At 38.9% G+C, this 20,091-nt stretch carries 21 protein-coding genes; 17 read left to right on the top strand and 4 right to left on the bottom strand.

Annotation, left to right across the window (positions count from 1 at the left end; translation table 11 throughout):
- Nucleotides 1-24 precede the first annotated feature (24 nt).
- The 10 genes from GXK58_RS02510 (at nt 25) to GXK58_RS02465 (ending at nt 9,207) form a co-directional block, all read left to right on the top strand.
- Nucleotides 25-1,023, top strand: a complete 999-nt coding sequence (locus GXK58_RS02510) for an NAD-dependent epimerase (RefSeq protein ID WP_160719779.1) — start codon at nt 25-27, stop codon at nt 1,021-1,023.
- Between the two features lie 325 nt (nt 1,024-1,348).
- On the top strand, nt 1,349-1,711 hold the full coding sequence (locus tag GXK58_RS02505) for an STAS domain-containing protein (protein WP_160719517.1): 363 nt from the start codon (nt 1,349-1,351) through the stop codon (nt 1,709-1,711).
- A 3-nt stretch (nt 1,712-1,714) separates the two neighbouring features.
- The gene (locus tag GXK58_RS02500; RefSeq protein WP_160719515.1) at nt 1,715-2,128 is read left to right on the top strand and encodes an anti-sigma regulatory factor; all 414 of its coding nucleotides are present in this window, start codon (nt 1,715-1,717) and stop codon (nt 2,126-2,128) included.
- 3 nt (nt 2,129-2,131) lie between these two features.
- Nucleotides 2,132-3,136: a PP2C family protein-serine/threonine phosphatase gene (locus GXK58_RS02495; protein ID WP_160719513.1), complete on the top strand. Its 1,005-nt coding sequence runs from the start codon at nt 2,132-2,134 to the stop codon at nt 3,134-3,136.
- Between the two features lie 89 nt (nt 3,137-3,225).
- Complete coding sequence (locus GXK58_RS02490) at nt 3,226-3,825, top strand: PP2C family serine/threonine-protein phosphatase (protein ID WP_160719778.1); 600 nt, start codon at nt 3,226-3,228, stop codon at nt 3,823-3,825.
- Between the two features lie 86 nt (nt 3,826-3,911).
- The gene (locus tag GXK58_RS02485; RefSeq protein ID WP_160719776.1) at nt 3,912-4,736 is read left to right on the top strand and encodes an STAS domain-containing protein; all 825 of its coding nucleotides are present in this window, start codon (nt 3,912-3,914) and stop codon (nt 4,734-4,736) included.
- Between the two features lie 257 nt (nt 4,737-4,993).
- Nucleotides 4,994-6,286: an ABC transporter substrate-binding protein gene (locus tag GXK58_RS02480; protein WP_160719511.1), complete on the top strand. Its 1,293-nt coding sequence runs from the start codon at nt 4,994-4,996 to the stop codon at nt 6,284-6,286.
- A 59-nt stretch (nt 6,287-6,345) separates the two neighbouring features.
- Nucleotides 6,346-7,335 carry a carbohydrate ABC transporter permease gene (locus tag GXK58_RS02475; RefSeq protein ID WP_237389533.1) on the top strand — a complete coding sequence of 330 codons (990 nt, stop codon included), beginning with the start codon at nt 6,346-6,348 and terminating at the stop codon, nt 7,333-7,335.
- The gene (locus GXK58_RS02470) at nt 7,332-8,195 is read left to right on the top strand and encodes a carbohydrate ABC transporter permease (RefSeq protein WP_337248157.1); all 864 of its coding nucleotides are present in this window, start codon (nt 7,332-7,334) and stop codon (nt 8,193-8,195) included. Before GXK58_RS02475 ends, GXK58_RS02470 begins: the two co-directional genes overlap by 4 nt.
- Before the next feature lie 112 nt (nt 8,196-8,307).
- The gene (locus GXK58_RS02465) at nt 8,308-9,207 is read left to right on the top strand and encodes an SDR family oxidoreductase (protein ID WP_160719509.1); all 900 of its coding nucleotides are present in this window, start codon (nt 8,308-8,310) and stop codon (nt 9,205-9,207) included.
- A gap of 88 nt (nt 9,208-9,295) precedes the next feature.
- On the opposite strand, the gene GXK58_RS02460 is transcribed toward GXK58_RS02465, so the two are convergent.
- Complete coding sequence (locus tag GXK58_RS02460; RefSeq protein ID WP_202171267.1) at nt 9,296-9,844, bottom strand: hypothetical protein; 549 nt, start codon at nt 9,842-9,844, stop codon at nt 9,296-9,298.
- 219 nt (nt 9,845-10,063) lie between these two features.
- On the opposite strand from GXK58_RS02460, the gene GXK58_RS02455 reads away from it, so the two are divergent.
- Complete coding sequence (locus GXK58_RS02455) at nt 10,064-11,737, top strand: ABC1 kinase family protein (RefSeq protein WP_160719507.1); 1,674 nt, start codon at nt 10,064-10,066, stop codon at nt 11,735-11,737.
- Nucleotides 11,738-11,808: 71 nt separating this feature from the next.
- On the opposite strand, the gene GXK58_RS02450 is transcribed toward GXK58_RS02455, so the two are convergent.
- Together GXK58_RS02450 and GXK58_RS02445 are read right to left on the bottom strand one after the other, a co-directional pair.
- Nucleotides 11,809-12,195: a hypothetical protein gene (locus GXK58_RS02450; protein WP_160719505.1), complete on the bottom strand. Its 387-nt coding sequence runs from the start codon at nt 12,193-12,195 to the stop codon at nt 11,809-11,811.
- Between the two features lie 217 nt (nt 12,196-12,412).
- Complete coding sequence (locus GXK58_RS02445) at nt 12,413-12,631, bottom strand: hypothetical protein (RefSeq protein ID WP_160719503.1); 219 nt, start codon at nt 12,629-12,631, stop codon at nt 12,413-12,415.
- 249 nt (nt 12,632-12,880) lie between these two features.
- Here GXK58_RS02445 and GXK58_RS02440 point away from each other — a divergent pair, with 249 nt between their 5' ends.
- From GXK58_RS02440 to GXK58_RS02420, 5 genes are all read left to right on the top strand, one after another.
- Entirely contained in the window at nt 12,881-13,708 is an 828-nt protein-coding gene (locus GXK58_RS02440; RefSeq protein WP_160719501.1) for an electron transfer flavoprotein subunit beta/FixA family protein, read from the top strand.
- Complete coding sequence (locus GXK58_RS02435; RefSeq protein WP_160719499.1) at nt 13,709-14,743, top strand: electron transfer flavoprotein subunit alpha/FixB family protein; 1,035 nt, start codon at nt 13,709-13,711, stop codon at nt 14,741-14,743.
- Between the two features lie 283 nt (nt 14,744-15,026).
- Nucleotides 15,027-15,473, top strand: a complete 447-nt coding sequence (locus tag GXK58_RS02430; RefSeq protein ID WP_160719498.1) for a hypothetical protein — start codon at nt 15,027-15,029, stop codon at nt 15,471-15,473.
- Nucleotide 15,474: 1 nt separating this feature from the next.
- Nucleotides 15,475-15,699, top strand: a complete 225-nt coding sequence (locus tag GXK58_RS02425; RefSeq protein WP_160719496.1) for a helix-turn-helix transcriptional regulator — start codon at nt 15,475-15,477, stop codon at nt 15,697-15,699.
- Between the two features lie 51 nt (nt 15,700-15,750).
- On the top strand, nt 15,751-16,446 hold the full coding sequence (locus GXK58_RS02420; protein WP_160719494.1) for a DUF4386 domain-containing protein: 696 nt from the start codon (nt 15,751-15,753) through the stop codon (nt 16,444-16,446).
- 106 nt (nt 16,447-16,552) lie between these two features.
- On the opposite strand, the gene GXK58_RS02415 is transcribed toward GXK58_RS02420, so the two are convergent.
- Nucleotides 16,553-17,431: an AraC family transcriptional regulator gene (locus tag GXK58_RS02415; protein WP_160719492.1), complete on the bottom strand. Its 879-nt coding sequence runs from the start codon at nt 17,429-17,431 to the stop codon at nt 16,553-16,555.
- 256 nt (nt 17,432-17,687) lie between these two features.
- Here GXK58_RS02415 and GXK58_RS02410 point away from each other — a divergent pair, with 256 nt between their 5' ends.
- The gene (locus GXK58_RS02410) at nt 17,688-20,090 is read left to right on the top strand and encodes a hypothetical protein (RefSeq protein ID WP_160719490.1); all 2,403 of its coding nucleotides are present in this window, start codon (nt 17,688-17,690) and stop codon (nt 20,088-20,090) included.
- The last annotated feature ends 1 nt before the right edge of the window (nt 20,091 follow it).

Below are 20,091 nucleotides of genomic sequence, written 5' to 3'. Positions count from 1 at the left end.
AAAAGGGGGCCAAAGTTGACGAAATTGAAAACGATCTTAATAACTGGTTGTGCAGGCTTCATTGGGTTTCACTTGTCAAAACGATTACTATTAAACAATTATGTGATTATAGGAGTAGATAACTTAAACAGTTATTACGATGTCAATCTAAAAAAAGCAAGATTAAAGCAATTAGAGGTATATAAAAACTTCAATTTTGAATTATGTTCCATTGAAGACAAAGAAGCGATGGAAAAAATTTTCAAGCAAGGTCAAATAGATATTGTGATTCATTTAGCCGCACAAGCAGGGGTTCGCTATAGCTTAGAAAATCCTTATGCCTATATTGAATCGAATGTCGTTGGGTTTATAAATATTTTGGAATGCTGCCGTCATCATAAAATTGAACACCTGATCTATGCTTCGACAAGTTCTGTTTATGGAGCAAATACAAAATTGCCGTTTTCAACGGAGGATAATGTCGATTACCCGGTAAGTTTGTATGCAGCTACCAAACGTGCCAATGAATTAATGGCGCACACCTATAGTCATTTATATGATCTGCCGGCAACCGGTTTAAGATTTTTTACGGTTTACGGCCCGTGGGGCAGACCTGATATGTCGTATTTTATGTTTACAAAAGCCATAATGAATGGAGAAAAAATTCAAGTTTTTAATTATGGTCAGATGAAGAGGGATTTTACGTACATTGATGATATTGTAGAAGGAATTGTCCGTTTAATGGATAAAAAACCAGAACGAATCCAAGTGCCTGGTATTTCGAGTACAGCACCTCACAAAGTTTATAATATAGGCAATAACCAACCGGAAGATCTTATGACATTTATTTCGGTGTTAGAGGAGAAAATCGGGAAAAAGGCAAATAAGGAATTTCTCCCTATGCAGCCAGGAGATGTTCATGTGACATATGCAGATGTAGAAGACCTAGAAAATGAAATTGGTTTTAAACCAAAAACAAGCATTAACGAAGGGTTAGGAAAATTCATAGATTGGTATAAAGAATATTATAAATTAGATTTTTAGTGTTTAACTTTTTTAAATACGGGTATCTAATAATTAGCTGCTTTCCCCATACCTTACTTTGCTATTATCTTTGACTATCTTATTGATAGTCCTTTTTTTTGATTCCTTTACCTAATGCAACTTGTTATGACTTTGTTAATGGGTAGAAGGACTGATATTTTTAGTGAATTTATTAATATTTACCAATATTGGTATTCTAAAGACCGATAAGCAGTCGTAGGGTTGTTGAAAAATACAGTGCTAAAGTCTTGTTAATTTTAGGGGGCTTGTAGTGATACGATGATAGTGAAGACGAATCGATAGATTGTATACATGGAGGAATACAATGAATACAAGAATACCAATATTAAAATTATATAATTATCTGTTTGTTTCCATTCAATGGGAGCTCGATGATAAAACGGCAATTGAATTTCAAGAATCATTGCTCCAAAGGATACATGAAACTGGCGCTAGCGGTGTTGTCATAGATTTAACGTCTGTTGATATGATTGATTCCTTTATTGCTAAAGTTCTAGGTGATGTGATTAGTATGTCTAGAATGATGGGTGTAAAAGTTGTTATAACTGGGATTCAACCAGCTGTAGCGATTACGTTAGTCGAACTTGGAATTCATCTTAAAGATGTCGATACAGCATTAGATCTAGAAAAGGGGTTAGAAATTTTACAAAGGGATTTGGGGGATTAGGATATGGAAAACGAATCCTCTGTAAAAATATTATCAGAATGGGATATCGTTACAGCTAGGCAGTTAGGAAGAAACATTGCTAAAGAGCTAGGGTTTGGTACAGTTGACCAGACAAGAATCACTACTGTCATTTCTGAGCTGGCACGTAATATTTATTTGTATGCCGGCAAGGGAGAGATTCATTTCGAGCCTGTAAAATCTTTTGATAAAAGAGGTTTAAAAGTAACCGCTCTAGACCAGGGCCCCGGAATTCAGGATATTAGGAAAGCGATGGAGGATGGGTTTTCCACATCTGGCGGTTTAGGGGCAGGATTACCAGGAGTGAAACGCTTAATGGATGAATTTGATTTAATCTCCTCACGCGGGAAAGGGACAACCATTCAGGCAGTAAAGTGGCTTAAAGGGAGGTTTGGTTAAAGGATGGATTTTAAACCGATTTTAGAATCCAGTTATCGGGAAATGCTTCGGAGATATATAGATGAATCTTCCGAAGCAGCACTGTATCAAGGACAAATGTTTAGCAGGAAATCCATTGAACAGCAAATACCTCCTGAAGAAATTATAAGTATCCATTGTAAAGTCTTAAAGGAGCTTTTTCCGGATATTGGAGACGATGTGCTAGCTTCGTTTGATTTCCTGATTGAATTTATGATGAACTATGGCTTAGCCTATCAAGAACATCAGAGCTTAAGGAACAAGCAGAATGAAATAAAAACGGAAATGGAAATGGCTGCGAGCATACAAGAAAACTTTTTAGAAACGTCTATTCCGAAGCTTGCGGAAGTAGATATCGGTGCCATCAGTGTACCGGCAAAGAAAATAAATGGAGATTTTTACCGCTTTGTTGAGGATGGAAAAAGTATTAGTATAGCCATAGCAGATGTAATTGGCAAAGGAGTACCTGCCGCCCTATGTATGTCTATGATTAAGTACGCAATGGACAGTTTACCAAAATCCAGAAATAATCCAAACGAAGTGTTATGCATTTTAAACAGAGTCGTAGAAAATAATCTTGATTCAAGTATGTTTATTACCATGTTTTACGGAGTATATGATTTCAGTAATCATATGTTTACATATGCTGCTGCAGGGCATGAACAAGGATTCTATTATCACGCGTCTTCACAATCCTTTGAGGACCTTATAACAAGAGGCATGGTTTTAGGTGTAGAACAGGATATAACATATGAACAATATGAAAAAAAGGTTAGCCCCGGAGATATGATCGTTATGCTATCTGACGGTGTGACTGAATCAAGGACAGAACAGGGATTTATTGAACGATCAATCATTACTGATTTGATTGAAAGCTATATGCATTTGTCCGCACAAGAAATGGTGGAAAACATTTATCGTGATATCGAGAGATTACAAAATTTCGAGATTAGGGATGATTTTACGCTGATTATTTTTAAAAGAGTGTAAATAATGTTTAAACAATTATTGAGGATGGAAAAACAAGTAAAAAAACAAAAACTTTATGAAAGGCATTGGTAAAGATGCATCGTAAAAAAATGCTTGAACGTGACTGTAACCAACATATTCAGGCAATTGCCTATCAAATACCTAAGGAAGGTAATGTGTTTAACGGGGATAGCTTTTATATGAAAGTAACAGACGAATACTTTATTTGTGTGGTTGCTGATGGTTTAGGGAGCGGGGAACATGCCTATCATTCGTCAAACGCGATTCGGCTGGAAGTGGAAAAAAAACATGACCAAGAGGTAGATATATTAATTGAAAGTTGTAATCAGGTCCTAAAGGATAAAAGAGGTGCAACGATATCTATTTTAAAGGTACATTTTTTACAGAAAACATTCACCTATAGCTCGGTTGGAAACATTCAGTTTGTACTTTCTTGTCCGTCTGGAAAGTTCATCTATCCACTGCCTATCCATGGATATTTATCCGGAAGGCCCCAAACATACCGATGCGAAACATTTTCTTATGAAATGGGGTCCAAGTTTATTATTCATACGGATGGTCTTGCAATACCCGGTATTAAGGCATTAGCAAGTTCCTCTAGTTCGATTGAAGAAATCTCTAACTTTTTAGATAACCATGCAAAAAAAGGGAAAGATGACCTGACATATATTGTAGGTCAAATTTTTTAAAAAAGCATGTTTCATTACTCAAAAAAGCGGGTATTACCATGGGGTCCCTCTGTAGATATAGTAGAGATTTAACAAGGAGGAATAAAATTTTGGAAACATTCTATGATACGAATAACTTATCCGAATATATTAATAATAATAAACAAGAATTTCAGGAAAAACTATTATCTGAGGCTGTCAATGTCGCTTCTAATATTGAAAGTATTTTAAGAGAGGGTAATATTGATTTATTGAAAAATGCTCAAAGGCTTGTTCTTTATGTGGTGGAAAGTAGAAACGAAGAACTTATTGCTTTTGCTAATGAAGAAGGCATTGCATGGGCGAAATTTTCATTAACTCTTGCGTTTAAATTAGAATGGGTGCATGCAATTAGGCGGACATTATGGCATTTTATTAATCTATATGATCAAGTCAATGAAAATGCAAAATTTGTTGATGATTTTTTTGAATTGGAGAAAAAGGTTAATGATGGGATTGATGAATTTTTAAACTCGTTCTTTATTAGTTATTCACAGTATAAAGATGAATTAATCCTTTCCCAAAGGAAATTAGTAGAACACCTATCGGTACCTATTATACCAGTCAGCCAAACAGTAGCTGTACTGCCGTTAATCGGTACATTCGATTCTTATCGCATGGATATTATTGAAGAAAAAGTTTTAACAGATATAGCAAAGTTAAGGATTCTAACTTTGATAATCGACTTGTCTGGTATATCGGAAATGGACGAAGTAACCATTGCTCATTTCCAAAAAGTGTTGATTGGGATTACGCTGATGGGGGCTAAATCAGTCATAACTGGATTACGCCCGGAACTTGTCAGAAGTATGGTTCATTTAGGAATTGATCTTACTAGTTATACAGAAACAAAAGCAACCTTACAGCAAACATTAAATAGTTATCTTACTTAAACTTATACATATGTATAATACCCGGGAAGAACCTTCCAGGGGTTTTTTTATGTTCAACATCCCATTTAACCTAAGGCGAGGATACAGGAATAGTTGAATCCACTTGTATTGCTGTGTATTTACTTTGGTGATATTTATGAGACTTTTCTCCTGTTTTGACAGGAAATTGGTTTATTAGACAGGATTCGGGGTATATGTCTTTTAGTAAAAGATTCCGGATATCTTTTCGAATATTAATCAAACTAAGGAGCTGCCATATGAAAAAGATACTTGGAAGTTTATCACTTGTGATACTCCTGCTCCTGTCAACCATCCTGTCTGGATGTTCGAGCAAGAGCAGTGCTGCTAGTTCAAATGGGAAAGTAGTCGTCGATTTTTGGACGTTCTGGGGATCAGAAACAAGACGGCCGGTTATTGAAAAAATAGTTGATGACTTTAACCGATCACAGGACAAAATCTTGGTTAAACATACCTTTATCCCTTGGGGGGATATTTGGACCAAAAACCTGGCGGCTGTAGCTGCACGTAACCCTGCTGACGTCGTAATCAATGATATTAATAGTGTTTCGCAGCGTGCCGAAAACAATCAGGCAGAGGATTTATCAAAATACATAGATCAAGATACATATAAAAAACAGTTTTACCCGAATCTTTGGGAAACGGTACTATACAAGGACAAACCCTACGCGGTTCCGTTTACAACCGATACGAGATTGCTATTTTACAATAAGGACGCATTTAAAGAAGCAGGTTTGGATCCTAACAAACCTCCAGCCACCTGGAAAGAGCTTGAAGAATATGCCGAAAAGCTGGATATAAAGCAAGACGGAAAATATACACGCATTGGATTTTATCCTTTGTTTGGCGGCTTCGGTGCACCCAGCTGGCTGAAAAATGCGGATAATGGGGTTGGATACGTCGAGAACGGAGATTTAAAAATAAATACGCCAAATAAAGTGAAAGCCTTAGAATGGTTAGCTGACTGGCAAACACGCTACGGAAAGAAGAACATCCAAAACTATCAAGCTGAATTCTCCAACGGGCAAACCAATCCATTTATTGCAGGAAAGGTTGCCATGTTTACAGATGTAGCCACCTTTTATACTCAAATCCGTGACTCAGGTACAAAAATGAACTTTGGTGTAACAACGATGCCGGCATTTGATGAAAACAGCAAGCCGTATAGTGACGGCGGCGGATTCGTGGCAGAAGTTCCGAAGGGAGCCAAGCATCCAAAAGAAGCTATGGAATTTATTAAATATCTGACTGGGGAAAAAGCGCAAAAATATTGGGCAGAGAAGAATTACGATAATGTCGCCAATATAAAAGCTTCAAATAGTGTGATGAATGGTTTAACAGGTGACGCTAAAACGGTGTACCGGACCGCAGTAGATTCACTACAATATACCACACTATCGCCGGTTCCTAATCAGTTTCCTGACTATCAAGAACGAATTAATCCCTTGGTAGAGTCAGCAATTGCCGGAAAAATAACACCTTTAAAAGCCTTAACGAAAGCAGAAAAAAATGTCGCCAAAATGAAAAAATAACGTTGAAAGAGAAGCGGACTTTACGCTTCTCTTACTCATATAGGAAAGGAATATGCAGGATGGAAAAAGTGGCAGCGCGTCAAGTAGAAACTAGCATGCCGAGTATACCGTTGAGCACGACTGAGACAAAGCTTGGGGCTCGGCCGGTTTCTAGTGTTACGTGGAAACGTAGTCTGATAGGCTATGTATTTATTTTACCCTGGCTGATTGGTTTTGTTGGGCTGACTGCAGGCCCTCTAGTTTTTTCTCTTTTTGCCAGCTTTACAGATTATAATATTACGTCCAAGATGAATTTTATCGGACTAGAAAACTATAAAAGAATGTTCACACTAGATGACATGTTCTGGACATCACTCTGGAATACTCTTTACTATGTTATGTTTTCTGTACCATTGACAACGGCCGGAGCAATTGCGATTGCTGTCCTATTAAACCAAAAGGTGAAAGGGATGAGGGTATTCCGTACCATCTATTATCTTCCTTCCATTCTATCCGGCATTGCACTGTACTTCCTATGGATGCAGCTGTTAAGTCCGTCCACAGGGTTAGTGAATCAATTTTTACATATATTCGGAATCGAAGGTCCCTCATGGTTGTTTGATCCGCACTGGACAAAGCCGGCTCTGATATTGATGAAAATGTGGAGTGTAGGTGGAGGGATGCTTTTATACCTAGGCAGAATGCAAGGGATTTCTCCGTCTTTATATGAAGCGGCGGATTTAGATGGGGCGAGCGGTTATCAAAAATTCTTCCACATAACTCTTCCGATGATCACGCCAATTATTTTCTTTGATATCATTACGAGTACCATCGGATCATTTCAAATTTTCCAAGAAGCTTATGTCATGACTCAGAATGGACAGGGCGGACCAGGCAATTCGCTCCTATTCTACAATCTGCATATGTGGAATAATGCATTCAGATCCTTCGATATGGGATATGCCTCGGCCATGGCTTGGTTCTTATTTATCATCATTATGGTGCTGACATTTATTAATTTAAAGGCAGGGAAAAAATGGGTTTATTATGAAGGAGGCGATGAAAAGTGATTGGAGCAGGAGTAAGAAGGGCGGAGAAAAACAAAAAGCTCAACTTTAAAAAATCGATGGTGTTTCTAGTCCTTTTCATAGGAAGTGTCGTATTACTCACACCACTTTGGTGGATGATCTCCACTTCTCTAAAATCCCCACAGGAGATCATGCAATACCCTCCTTCCTTTTTTCCAAAGGAGTTTCATTTTTCTAATTACATAGAGGCATGGAAAACTGGCGATTTTCCGAGATGGAGTTTGAATACCTTACTAATTGCTGCAATGAGTACAATTGGTAATGTCTTTGTCAACGCCTTTATCGCCTATGGATTTGCCAAGGTCCGATTTAAGGGCAGGAATGTTCTGTTTGTTTTGGTACTGTCCACCATGCTGATTCCTGGTTTTGTAACGATGGTGCCGCAGTATGTTTTATTTTCAAAATTAGGGTGGGTCAATACCTACCTGCCGCTTGTCGTGCCGGCCTTTTTGGGGAGTGCGTTTAATATCTTTCTCATTAGACAATTTATGCTGACGATTCCGAACGGAATAATAGAAGCTGCGATAATGGACGGGGCAAGTCATTTTCGAATTTGGTGGTCGATAGCTATGCCGCTGGTTAAGCCGGCTTTGATTACCGTCGCGATTTTCTCCTTTACGGGTTCTTGGAATGACCTGTTGGGACCTTTATTGTATCTAAGTGATGAAAACCTGTATACCCTTCAATTGGGACTTCAGACTTTTAAAGGTAGTGTCCAGACGCAATGGAATTATTTAATGGCCATGTCTGTAATGGTGATGATTCCGACGATATTGATTTTCTTTCTATTCCAGCGGTATTTTATCAAAGGTGCCAATATTTCAGCGGGAATGAAGGGATAACTGATTTATTTAGGTTAGTATTGTTGGAAATCAGGGTAATTAATCAATAGCTGCATGGCTCTATGCCTATGCAAGTAATTCATTCACATATGAATCAAAAGGAGGATACAAGATGAGCAAGGACCAATACACGATGCAGGATCCAACAACGATGTATACGAAGGCAGGTCCGGAATTTCAGCAGTTCCAGAACCCGCCGGGACTGGAGGAGGAAATGATCCCAAAGCCTGATGCAGGGGAAGAAACCTATCGCGGAACAGGCCGTCTGATGGGACGCAAAGCAATCGTAACCGGAGCAGACAGCGGCATTGGCCGGGCTGTCGCTATCGCCTTTGCCAGGGAAGGAGCGCATGTAGTCCTCTCCTACATGCCGGAGGAGGAGGAAGACGCCAAGGAGGTTGTTAAGCTGATCGAAGAGGCTGGGCGCAAGGCTGTAGCTGTACCTGGTGACGTGAAGGACGAGGAATATTGCGAATCACTTGTCCAGGCTGCAGTGGATCAGCTTGGAGGGCTCGACATTCTCGCGAACGTTGCGGGTATGCAGCAGTTCGTAGAGGATATCTCTGAATTGACGACGGAGCAGTTCGACGCCACCTTTAAGACGAATGTGTACTCGCTGTTTTGGCTCTGCAAGGCGGCAATCAAGCATATGCCCCCAGGCAGCTCAATCATCAATACGAGCTCTATCCAGGCATACAGTCCAGCGCCGATTTTACTTGATTACGCTACCACCAAGAGCGCGATCAATACTTTTACCAAAGCGCTTGCCCAGCAGGTAGCACCGAAGGGGATCCGAGTGAATGCCGTTGCCCCCGGTCCAGTGTGGACACCGCTGCAAATCAGCGGCGGACAGCCACAGTCCAAACTGAAACAATTCGGTATGAATACACCGCTCGGCCGTCCCGGCCAGCCTGCTGAGATGGCGCCAGCCTATGTGTTCCTTGCCAGCCAGGAATCCAGTTATGTCATTGGTGAGACGTTAAATGCCAATGGCGGGAAGCCTACACCTTAATGAACGTAAATAATATTTATTCCGATATAAAAAGCAAGCTGGCTCGTATACGAAGCCAGCTTGCTTTTTAATTAAACCGAAAAATCAGTTACTTACAATCATCAGTGAATGGTTCCTCGAGTTTATTTTGCTCTTCCATTTTCATGAAAAGAATGTCATCACTTATTTTCTTTTCATGCTGGTTCTTCAACGTGAGTACTGCCGCCTTTCCATCACTGGGCGAACCATCCGAAAAATACATAGGAAACAGGGAGAAAAAAAGCATATAAAATGAGAAATAGATAAACTGATACCAAAAAACTGATTTTACTAGAATTCCCTGAGAAATGAGGGCATGTACCACAAAAATGCCTGCCAGATTGAATAAAGCCCCGCCAAGGTATATGAAGGTGTTCGTTAAACGGTTATCATGCCTTAACGATTTAAACTCGCAGGCCCCATTCCAGAAGTAGTATTTTCTTACTTCAATATTCCAAAAGGACAGTACCTTTGTCCCGCATCCAATCACGATTTTTTTCTCAGATGCCCCGAAAAGTGTAACAAAAAAAACATGCCCGCTTAAGTGGATAAGAGTAACGAAAGGCAGAATGATAAAAAAAGAGATTAGAAATTTTAAAACATCTGCGATTCCAAACATGATAATCCCTCCCAAATATTCTATGTAGAATAAGTCAGTTCGTACAATGCATACAGGACTGTACGTATGTACCCGCTGAGCAATGGGAATTAACTAGAAAAAATTTGCAGTAGATTTGTTTGCGGAGCTTCTCTAAAGGGAAAAGAAAAACTAGATGAACGGGCTCCAGATGATAAGGGAAACAAATACAGAAAAGTCAGAAAAGATATAGGTGGCAGAATGAATAAAAATGTAAAAGGTATGAAACGATATAAGCAAATTGTTTCCCTGTTGATGAAACATGGGTTTGGTTACATCGTACAGGAGGTCGGGCTAACTGATACCCTTACTTTGAAAGACCGGTTAATAGCAGATTTTAATCAGAGAAACCCGCAGGAAATGGGGTACAGGTTACGACATTTATTAGAAGAGCTTGGGCCGACCTTTATCAAGTTAGGACAGCTCCTAAGTATTAGGAGTGATTTGCTGCCAGTCGAAGTCATTCGAGAATTAGAACTTCTCCAGGACCAAGTAAATGAGGTGCCAATTAATGAGATAAAGGAAAAAATACAGGACGAATTCGGCCGGGCGGTAGAGGATGTATTCGTTCGCTTTAGTGAAACACCGGCCGGGTCTGCTTCCATCGGCCAAGTTCATGAAGCGGTCCTTCCGGCTGGTCAGAAGGTAATGGTAAAGATACAGCGTCCTAAAATAAAAGAAACAGTAGATGAAGATCTCGGAATATTAAAGGATCTATCTAAGATGTTGGAAAATCACTATGACTGGGCACGGCAGTACCATATTACAGATTTAATGGATGAGCTGGCAGAATCAATCAAAAATGAACTGGACTACATGGAGGAAGGCAGGAATACCGAAACGATTCAGCTGCAATTTGAAAACCACAACGACATCAAAGTCCCCGATATTTATTGGGATTACACTACAGCTGAAATACTTACGATGGAAATGATTGATGGAATAAAAATAACCGAGATACCGCAGCTTAGTCTGAGTCAGGACGAAAAAAGACATATTGCTGATAGGTTAGTAGAATCGTTTGTTATCCAAATTTTAGAGGAAGGATTCTTCCATGGCGACCCTCATCCTGGTAACATCCTTTACATTCCTGATACGAAACAGCTTGGATTTATCGATTTAGGGCAGATTGGCAGATTATCTTCGAGAAAAAGATATGATGTAACCACATTAATGATTGGACTTATGAATGAAGATACCGATCTACTAGTGAAGGCCATGTACAGACTTATGTATGTACCTTCAACTGTTGATGAGAAACAATTTTATGACGACATTGACAGAATTAGAAAAAAATTCAGCCATACCCCTTTAGGTGAATTAAATTTTGGTTTAACAATCAACGAACTTTTTTCGATTGCGCAAAATCATCAGATATATATCCCAACGGACTTCATGATGCTGGGAAAAACGCTAATAACCTTGGAAGGAATCATTTCAGATATTGATCCTTCATTAAACCTGCTGCAACTAGCTAAACCTTATGGAAGGCAGCTATTGATGGAACGCTATAATCCAATTAAATTTGGAAAACGGCTTTTGAACGATGCTGAGGACATAACCGAGAGCTTTACAAAAATTCCCGGACAGATCGAGGAAGTTCTTCAGAAGACATCTGAAGGTGACTTAAAGGTGAAAATTAGTGTTCATGAACTGGGAGATATTTTTACAAAAATTGACCGCTTAAGCAACAAATTTTCGTTCAGTTTAACACTTCTCGCTTTTAGTATTGTGGTATTGGGTTTAATTGTTGGGGCCACTTTCGGAACCAACACCATTCTAACCAGTATACACGCGCTTGAAGTGGGCTTTGTTATCGCATTTTTTATGTTTTTATGGATTATTTATTCGATTATAAAAACGGGCCGCTTTTAACATTTATTTCTTATATGAAAAATGCCCGTGAAGGTCTCTTCCCGGGCATCAAAACTTCATTAATTTTATTCTTATGATACCTCTTCGAATTGGAAATAGGTAAACAGTTTCCTCTGTACATGCTGTTCCCAATCATCCAAGGGAGCGTCTATTTCTTTTAGGAGATGATAGGCATTGACCCATGCCTTCATTTCTGCATTGATCCGATAGGGACGGTTCGAGATCCACTGGTCGTAATCTAAGTTTCCTTCGAGGTAGTCAATTAGATGTCCTGTTTCATGTGCAAGGGCATAGAGGTTCTCTTTGTCCGCGACCGGCGGAACCGTTAGGGTCAAATCCGGCCTAAAGCTTACCCGATTTTCGTTTGAGAAGCGGACCTTTCCTCCCATATGCTCCACTATGTCAATTAATTTGTTCATAAATTCATTGATGTCAGGCCTGCCGATTAAAATCTGCATCTTTTGTAGCCCATCCTTTTTCTATTTTATTAGATCCATCTTACCACATTTTAACTTGAATTTATTACTAAAAATAAGCATCTAAGGTGCTTACTGTAATTTTAAGCTGTAACGACAAACATTATGACACAGTTTTTGATAGAAAGCCATAAAAAAAGAGCCTATATAATTTAGACTCTTTTAATCTTTATTTAATGGAATCAATGATTACAAATAGTTACAGACCACCATATTTTTTTTCACTAGAAGAAGTATGCTTGCTATCACGTTTGCGCTTTTCTTCGTGTTTTTCTTCATTTAAGTCTTCCATGGGAATGGGATCGACCGTTCTTTCACTTTGGAATTTATCAAATAAGCTTTCTTCGGTTGTTTCATATTGCTCAGGATGATCCATTTTATTTGTTTGGTAATTTGAATCGTTTTTTTTATTTTTCATCCACTCACTCCTCATTCTTTTATTTTTATTTACCCAAAATTAGTTGTAATTCACTCATGCTCAACGTTTTTTTAATTATTTTTAATTTTCATTGAAGATTTCTCTGACTATTTATCGGAAATTCGAATGTAAGGACTTTTCTTTTAATAAAGTAAATGTAAACGGGCGAAAAAAGCTTTACAGCCGGAAATGCTGGCACGTTGCATACTGTGGTAAGTAAGTCTTTTTTATATAAGAGGGAGGGGTAAAATGCTGCATATTGTAGTCTGTATCAAGCAAGTACCTGATACCAAAATTATTAAGATGAACCCAAAAACAAATACAATGGACCGCAGGACGGCACCAGCGATTTTGAATCCATACGATGCCCATGCAGTTGAAGAGGCGGTTCGTCTAAAGAAAAGGTATGGAGGAATCGTATCGGTTGTAACGATGGGGCCTCCCCCAGCGGTTTCCGCGATAAAAAAATGTATTGAAATAGGTGCCGATGAGGGCTATTTAATCACTGACCGGAGATTTGCAGGGGCGGATACATTGGCAACCAGCTATGCCGTGACAAAGGCGATTGAAAAAATCGGTAAACTTCAGCCAGTAGATTTAATCATTTGTGGAAAAATGTCCATCGATGGAGATACCGGGCAGGTGGGGCCCGGTATTGCGAGAAGGCTAGATATCCCACCTCTGACCTCAGTGAACAAAGTAGCGGAAATCAACCAAGAAGAAGGGTATGCCGTTGTCCATCGCAAGTTGGAGGATGGTTATGAAGTCGTAAGGTCCACGCTGCCATGTTTGTTTTCTGTTGAAAAAACAATCAATGAAGTACCATATTCTCCGTTTCCAAACATGATCAAAGCCGCCAGATATAAACCTCATATCTGGTCGGTTGATGACCTGGAAGAAGTGGATATAAAGCAGCTTGGTTTGAAGGGATCTCCAACGATTGTTTCCAAAGTATGGGCACCACAAAAGCCTTCAGGGGGAACATTCCTGGAAGGAAACCCACTGGACCAAGTGGATCAGTTGGTCTCAGTCCTGCTTGAAAAGAAAGAATTGTTTGAAGCAAAGGAGGAAATGTAATTGGATTTCCGAGAATATAAAGGTGTTTGGGTATTCATTGAACATAAGGATGGAGTGGTGGCTTCGGTATCCCTTGAACTATTGGGGGCCGGCAGAAAATTGGCAGACAAGCGGGGAGTGGAGTTAGCAGGTATTCTAATCGGGGAAGATGTTAAACATTTAACGCAGACAGTTTTTGAATATGGAGCAGATACGGTTTATGTTTATGATCAACCCATCTTCAAACATTACCGGACTGAATCATACATGAAGGCGCTGCTCGAATGCACGGATAAATATAAACCGGAAATTATCCTCTTCGGAGCTACCTCAACAGGTAAAGACCTCGCAAGCGCAGTGGCTACCGATATGCCGACAGGTTTGACAGCGGATACAACGGAGCTCGATGTGGAAGAGGAAACCGGGTTACTATTGGCGAGCAGGCCTGCTTTTGGCGGAAATATAATGGCGACCATTTTATGTAAAAAATACCGGCCGCAAATGGCGACCGTACGTGCCAAAGTCATGAGGGAGCTGACTCCGGAGCCTGGAAGAACAGGAAAGACAATAGACGAAACAATAGCTCTAAAAGAAGAAGATATTCGGACAAAAGTCTTGGAAATTGTAAAGGAAACAGTTAAGAAAGTAAGAATTGACGAAGCAGATATCATTGTTGCCGGCGGAAAAGGATTAGGGAGCTACGAGGGATTTCAGTTGATCCATCAATTAGCGGAGACGCTTGGCGGAGCGGTTGGTGCGAGCAGGGACGTGGTGGAAGCGGGCTGGATCGATCACGCTCATCAAGTAGGGCAAACTGGTGTGACGGTAACGCCAAAAATTTATTTTGCAATTGGAATTTCCGGTGCGATTCAACATATTGTGGGAATGAAAAATTCTGGGTTAATTATTGCCATAAATAAGGACAAAGAAGCTCCTATTTTTCAGAACTGCCATTATGGAATTGTTGGTGATGCCTTTGAAATCGTTCCAATACTAATTGAACAGTTTAGTAAGGCTATATCTAGAGAAAAGATTAGCACCACCAGTAAAGGTTGAGTATATGAGCTTACAAGTTAGAAAGAATGACGCTTTTTGTGTTTAGCATTTTAAAATGCGGGTATTTAATGATTAGCTGCTCTCCCCCCCATATTCTAATTTGTTACTAACTTTGACTATCTTTTGGATAGTCTCTTTTTTTGCTTTCTAAAAGAGTGGCTCCTGACCTTAGGTGTTTGGCCTGTACAATGTAATCTTTAAATAACTAATTGTAAACTTTTTTTTACATGGTGCATATAATACCTTACCTGATGTAAAAGGAATGATACAGGAGGAAGTAACCATGACATATCAAGAAAAGAAGAGTATCGTATCGTTGATTACCGTTATTCTCATTTTCGGCTTTTATTGTTTATACATGTACCCACAGCATCCTGAGGAAGGGCTGGGGTCTAGTGAAACTTTTCGATATTGGGGTAGCTTCGTCCTCAAATTAACATTAGTTTCTATCGTGGTACACATCCTTATCAGCATTATTTTTAATATCGTCTATAGAATAACGACGAGAGAAAAGGAACCTGCATTTGCCGATGAACTGGATAAGTTAATTGCTTTGAAAGCGTACCGAAATTCCTTCTTTGTATTTATCATCGGCTTCCTGCTTGCAATGGGGTCAATCGTCTTTTATCAGCCGTCACAAGCGATGTTCATCATCCTGATTATTTCAGGATTCCTTTCAGATGTGACTGGCTCTGTTTCGAAAATTTATCACTATCGGAGAGGAGTCTAATATGGGCAAAAATCTTGTCGGCAATCACATTCGAAGATTACGCTTCAACCATGATGAAATGACTCAGCAGCAATTGGCTGACAAGGCAGGCGTGACAAGACAAACCATCGTCGCTCTCGAAAAGGGGAAGTACTCCCCATCCCTAGAACTGGCATTTCGCATTGCCCGAGCCTTTAACTTACCTTTGGAAGATGTATTCTTTTATGAGGACCAGACAAAGCAATAAAGTGTTTTGCTTTACTTTTTTATAAATTGGAGACGAGAGGGCGATGGAAAGATGAATACAAAAAAATCGGCTAAAATTGTGGGCGTACTGTTTATCCTTGCTGCTGTTACGGCGGTAATTGGTCTTTTATTATACGATCCGATCCTAAACGGTCCCGATTACTTAATTAAGGGTGCCGAATATGCCAATCAGGTGACGCTCGGAGCACTTATGGAGTTAATTCTAGTTGTATCAGCAGTTGGTACTGCCACAACCATGTTTCCGATTTTAAGAAAGTATAATGAAACGATCGCTCTTTGGCATATGTGCTTCAGGTTTTTAGAGGCCATTATCATTACGATTGGGGTCATTAGTATGTTGTCCCTGCTTACCTTAAGTCAGGAATATGCAGCAGCAGGAGCTCCGGATATCGCCTCTTTTCAAACTTCAGGGATTGTATTAAAAGCCATTCATGCTTGGACATTTATGCTCGGCCCCCTTTTTATGCTGGGGATTAATACAATGATGTACAGCTATATATTTTATAAAACTGAGCTCGTACCAAGGTTCATTGCTATTTTGGGAATGACAGGGGCGGCGCTTGTTTTTATTTATGGATTGTTGGTCCTATTCGGTGTCATCGAACAAATTTCTGTTTGGAGTATTTTATCGCTGCCGGTAGCAGCTAATGAAATGATTTTGGCAGTCTGGCTTATTGTTAAAGGATTCAATGAAACTGCACTTGCTTCCATATCGGCCAAAAAGTAAATTTCGATAACGCTAACACTGCAATATTAATAATGGTCATCTATGATTACAAGGTGATTGGGGAAGGAAAGGCTGAGTTCACTGCGTCAGGTAGACAGCGGTCAATTCAGGCCTTTCCTTTTACACTTCTCATATGTTTTTTTCGATAATTAAGAGGTGATAGGCCGTAAGTTTTCTTAAATGCGCTAGAAAAATAGGGGCCATAACTGAAACCACACTGTTCTGCGACTGATTGAATTGTATGATCTGTTTTTAACAGCAAAATTCGTGCTTGCTCTAGACGATAGGTATTTAAATAATCTAGCGCAGTAACTTTATAGAATCTTTTCATGTACTTAGCAATGGTGTTTTCATGAACATTAAATTGTTCTGCCAACATCGTATTTGTAATTGGTTTATGATAATTATCCCTGATAAATTGGGCCACTTTTTCGGAAATAATGTACCCGCTATCCTTTGCCATTCCTTGAGACTCCAATAGATTAATGAGAGAAAAAAAACTAATCTGTATGTCCCAAAAAGATAATTCTTTATTCTCTTTCGTGGTCGCTAATAAAAGCTGATCGATCTTTTTGTATATCTCATCATAGTCTACTAATTTACACTTTTTTTGTAACTGAAGGGTATAGCTGTGATTGTGAAAGTGTAAAGATGGGATTGGAATATCTGATTTTAGTTTCCTCGGTTCATCCCCCTCTGAATAGTAACTATCTGTATAGAAATGCAGCCAATAAAATTCGGTTTCGTCCTCTGTAGGATGGGTCGAATAATGGTGCTTCAAAGGCAGTAAAACCAACATTTCATTCTGATTTACAATAAAATCCTTCCCATCCTCAGTTAAGTAAAGCTTTCCTCTTTTTACAAAAATAATATCGAAATACTCCAAATCACTTCTATCAGGATGTGTTGCTCCTTTTTCATATTTTGTGATATTCCCCTCAATAAAAATTGGGAAAGGCGGTACGGCAATTGACACGATTTCCATACGAATCACCTCTTCTTTATTCTAAAATCTCACTTCTAAATACTTAGCTCGACCTAAATCTTTTCTATTATCAAAATGTTTAACTGTGTGAAATATCTTAAAAAGTGGCTAGAATACTTTATTTTCATTCTTTTTTTTATTTGATATATTTTAGTAGCGGTTAACGCTTACAATTCATTATACCTTTAGAACTTATTAAATACACAGTTATTTAACCGTTTTCCTTTAAGGGATTTTTGAAAAGGAGGTCATTTTTTTGGAAAATAAACAATTCAGAATAGAAGTTTCATCGAGTGGAAATTTGACAAATTTACTCTTAAAAGATGATATTAATAAAATGAATTGGGTGATGGATCCATCCTATCTAAGTCAAAGTGGATATGATGAAGAAGATAAATTGTTTGGTGATTTTTCTATAAAAATTGATGGGAAATTATTAAATAGCATAGATGGAATTCCATCCATAACAAAAAACGATGCACAAGCAACAGTCATTTACGTTTTTGAACAAATAGAAGTGATCATGAAGTATGATTTAACAAAATCAGAAGATCGTTTCGTATGGAATATCACCCTAAAAAATCGTACAGCAAACGAATTGAATATTACTGACTTTGCAATATGGTCTTCTTTTTCTTATGTGATGTACCGAATCAATGATTTGAACTTACAAACGAATCATTCGGCAGCGGTCTTTCCTTCGATCTCAAAGAGTTATACAAAGTTGGCATGTGTTCGTAGAAGTAATGAGGCACCTCATATAGGGATGTATCAAACAAAGGGACAAACATTATCGGTGGGAACTTATTGTGCCTATAATAATCTATTTTTCGAAAGCGTTTCCCCATCTTTAGATGGACTGCTATTCCATCAATTAATATTAGCGGGAGGATATCCAGAGGGGTTTGAAAATGCCGATTGGTTATATGAAAAAGAGGGATTTATTCTTTCAGGTTTAAGCGAAAAAGAATGGGAATACTCATTAGAGCCTTTTAAAGACCAAAGCGACTTTTATCTGATTAGTCAAAAAAATTACGATCATCCGATTTTTGATTTCGAACCACTTGCTATTGCTGATCAGAATTATGAATTCGCTTTCGAATTACTTGAAGTTCAGGATTTGACAGATGCCTATGTTGAATATTTGGATGAAGCCGGTGAAAGAAGAAGAAAAAATATCTTTGCAGAAATTAAAAATGAAAAAAATAAATATCAGGCGAACCTCCTATTCACTATACCAGGGGAACATAAGATCACGATTGAAATAGATAATCAATATTTTGATAGCGTGATCCTAAATGTGATGGAACCAATCAAAAATATGATTGAAAATCGTTCACATTATATTAGTGAAGTATTGTTTAACGGAGAAAACAGTGAAATCCCGTACAGTTACTCGCCAATTTCCAATCAGGGTGAATCACTGGGGAAATTAAGTCTTGTGCTAAAAAATAACCTATTAGGAACGACGAATGCGAAGGAAGTTCAAAAAGTAGAAGCAAGCTGTGTCTATTATATCCGTCAAAAGTGGTTCCAAAACGGGGATTTTACAAAACCAAACAAGTTATACGGTGATTTTTACCGTTGCATGGACTTCGAATATATCGGTCATGCATTTTATCTTCTATCACAGTTTGAAGAGAATATTTTACACTTGCACCATCCGGATACTTACTTATCCTGGGCGGCTGACGTGTTCTCTTTACGTGTGAATCCTGATCTACATGATAACCCTCGAGGCAAAGAAGAAGCTGAAATGCTGGGTGTTTTCTTCTTATACATTGATGATTTAATGGAAGAGCTTAAAAGTCGTGGTCTAACGGAAAAATATAAGGAAATCAGTTCTTTATGGACCGAAATCGCGCGAAAGGTATCGAATGATAGTAAAACCTATAAAGCGGCAGTAACCGAGCATTTCTTTGATAATGCTGGATTTGGTCCTGCAACTGGCGCTTTAGCAAGTACCCATCATTTCGAAGCAGCCAAAAAATATGGTGAATTAGTTCTTGCGAATATGGGCTTTTCAAACGATTTCCGTGCCCAAAGCCCTGACCGCTGGTGGGAAGCTCTATCCTATATGATTCATTCCTTATGGGGAGGTATTACAGCTGCAGCATGTCTGAAAGCTTATGAAGAGCTGCATGATAGCAGGTACTTAAAAGCGGCCTATCGTGCGACGATTGGAATCCTTTATTGCTATGATACCAATGCAAAAGCTACGGATTCGAAGCTGTCAACTGGGGAAGCGGCTTCAACCTATAGTATTGCGGGTCCTCATTTCAATCGGCCGGACTTATCCCGAAACCGATTTGGCCAGTCGACTTTCTATAGAGACGGAGGGATCTTTACTCGTTTATTTACGAAAGAAGAAGAAACGGCTGATTGGGATATGGGCGAAGAGCTTGTTGCCTATTTAGATGGATTTGGAAAGAAAACGTTTTTATACGAAGAAAATGGAACCGTCTCTGTTGTGAATGGCTCGATCGAAAGGACAGAAGAGGGACTTTTAATTACTAGTTATGCGCCTTACCCGACGGAATACCATTTATATGACAGAAATTTACATTTTGTTTCGGAAAATGGAGAAACTATTCCACAAGTTTTATTAGTAGATGGGGAATTTAAATTAAAAAAAGAAGAATTACTTACTAGGGAGTGAG

It is taken from the genome of Bacillus sp. USDA818B3_A (assembly GCF_009928415.1).
In the GTDB taxonomy this organism is placed as follows: domain Bacteria; phylum Bacillota; class Bacilli; order Bacillales; family Cytobacillaceae; genus Neobacillus.
Note: the sequence above shows the minus strand (reverse complement) of the source record. Positions and strands in the feature narration are given on the sequence as shown.